Annotated in this window: 2 protein-coding genes; both read left to right on the top strand. The window is 67.7% G+C overall.

The features are described from left to right. The first annotated feature begins 253 nt into the window (after positions 1 to 253). On the top strand, positions 254 to 1,336 hold the full coding sequence (locus tag Q1V87_RS15425; RefSeq protein WP_300594856.1) for a LacI family DNA-binding transcriptional regulator: 1,083 nt from the start codon (positions 254 to 256) through the stop codon (positions 1,334 to 1,336). A 108-nt stretch (positions 1,337 to 1,444) separates the two neighbouring features. Next, the coding region (locus tag Q1V87_RS15430) for a proton-conducting transporter membrane subunit (protein WP_300594859.1) at positions 1,445 to 2,432 on the top strand (988 nt) is incomplete at its 3' end.

Genomic DNA, 2,432 nt, shown 5'->3' on the forward strand with positions numbered 1-2,432 from the left:
GAGGCCCGCGCCCAGCAGCATGAAGCCGATCTGAATGTTGTCGACTCCGAGCGTCGCCTTGATCGCCGGCACCCGTGCGGCCCACGTCGCCACGCTCAGACCGCTGAGGAAAAAGATGGTGAAGACAGCCGTGCGCCATCGGACGATCTGAGCGCGAGAGAGAGCGGTATCCACCGGACGAGTCTATCGAATCGTTTCGAGGCGCACCATCTCCCGGTGAACGGCGTGTGCAAGCCAGTAGCATCGAGGCACCATGAGCGAGCGCAGGGCAACGATCACTGACGTCGCGCGCGAAGCCGGAGTTTCCGCATCCACGGCCTCCGTCGTCTTCAGCGGCAACGCGCCTGCCTCGGCCGAGACGCGACGTCGGGTGCTGGCGGCTGCCGAGGCGCTCGGGTACACGGGTCCCGATCCGCGCGCCGCGTCGCTGCGACGGGGTCGGTCCGGCATCGTCGGCGTCGTGTTCGGGGGCTCGCTGCGTTCCGCATTTCACGACCCGGTGACGATCGCCATGATGGACGGCATCGCCGAGGGTGTGTCGCCGCTTCGCGCCGGACTCCTGCTCCTACCGGATGAGACGTCCTCTGCGGCGCCGGCAGCCGGCACCGACAGCGGTGCGATCGAGGTGCCATCGGCGGTGACCGCCGCGCCGATCGATGCCGCGGTCCTCGTCGGCTTCGGCCAAACCCGCCAGCCCTCGCTCGACGTGTTGCGTGCTCGCCGCGTGCCGGTCGTCATCATCGAAGGGGATGCGGGCCCCGAGATCCCGCGGATCGAACTCGACAACAGTGCGGCGCAGCAGCGGGCAGCGAGCTACTTGCGGGACCTCGGCCACGAAAGGGTGACGCTCCTCACCCTCCCGATCCGCCCGTCACGAGCTCGTGGCTGGTTCGGCCCCAGGGATGCCGTCGAGGTCGATGTGACTGCAGCGCGACTGGCCGGCGCCCAGGCTGTCTACCCCGATGCCCCGACGTACGCGGCGGTGACCAGTTCGATCGATGAGGGTCTGATTGCCGGCCGCGAGATTCTCGCCGGACCCGACCGCCCAACAGCAGTGATCGCCCAGACCGACCTGCTGGCAGCCGGCGTCATCCGTGCGGCAGAAGAGTGCGGCCTGCGCGTTCCTGAGGATCTCAGCGTCACCGGCTTCGATGGAGTCGAGGTCGACGGACTGGATGCCTACGAGCTGACGACCCTGGTGCAGCCGGCCGTCGAGAAGGGTCGCGCGGCCGGAGCGGCGGTCGTGTCGATGCTGGCGGGGGAGGATGCGGCATCCGTCACATTCACGTGCTCCTTCCGCATCGGCACCACTGCAGGACCCGTTCCCCGGGGGTGATCCCACGTCCCCCGGCCGCGCCCCCTCAATGCCCGGATAGGATGAAAGCCACACCCTGATCGCCCGATCCCGCAGCATCGACGGGACGACGACCACGAGGAGGCCTGCATGCTCCTCGTTCTCGTGGCGTTCACGATCGGGTCGCTCGCACTTCCGCTGCTCGTGCGGGCGTGGGGGCCGAGGGCGTTCTTCGGCGCCGCTGCGGTCTCGTTCGCGGCCTTCCTGTACACCGCGGCGCTCTCACCTCGCGTGCTCGCCGGCGACATCCCGTTCGAGTCGTTCACCTGGATCGAACCGCTCGATATCGCGCTGTCGATGCGGATGGACACGCTGTCATGGGTGCTCGCGCTGATCGTCACCGGAGTCGGCGCTCTCGTGCTGCTGTACTGCCGGTGGTACTTCGACGGCAAGGAAGACCTCGGCCAGTTCGCCGCCGTGTTGCTCGCGTTCGCGGGGGCGATGTACGGACTCGTGCTCACCGACGATGTCGTCGTGCTCGTGATGTTCTGGGAGGTCACGAGTGTTCTGTCGTATCTGCTGATCGGCCACTACAACCGGCGCGCGGCCAGTCGGCGCGCTGCCCTGCAGGCGCTTCTGGTGACGACTCTCGGTGGCCTGGTCATGCTCATCGGCGTCGTCCTCGTTGTGGTTCAGTCAGGCACCTCGAGCCTGTCCGAGATCCTCGCCGACCCACCGGTCAGTCCCGTCATGACCGCGGCGCTCGTGCTGCTGCTGGTCGGAGCGCTCAGCAAGTCCGCGATCTTCCCCTTCCACTTCTGGCTCCCCGGTGCGATGGCGGCCCCGACGCCAGTGTCGGCGTACCTGCACGCGGCAGCCATGGTCAAGGCGGGTATCTATCTGGTCGCGGTGTTGGCGCCCGTTTTCGCCGAGAACCCCGCGTGGCCCCCGATCGTGATCGGACTCGGCGGCTTCACGATGCTGCTCGGCGGGTGGCAGGCCCTGCGGGAGACAGATCTCAAGCGCCTTCTCGCCTACGGAACTGTCAGTCAGCTCGGCTTCCTCATGGTCGTGCTCGGGTATGGCACGCAGGATGCCGCCCTGGCGGGGCTTGCACTGTTGCTCAGTCATGCCCTCT

The organism is Microbacterium sp., from assembly GCF_030149085.1.
Classification (GTDB): domain Bacteria; phylum Actinomycetota; class Actinomycetes; order Actinomycetales; family Microbacteriaceae; genus Microbacterium.

Bases quoted from the DNA above. Each gene is read 5' to 3' on its own strand.
- Q1V87_RS15425 (WP_300594856.1), top strand. From the start codon at position 254: ATGAGCGAGCGCAGGGCAACGATCACTGACGTCGCGCGCGAAGCCGGA.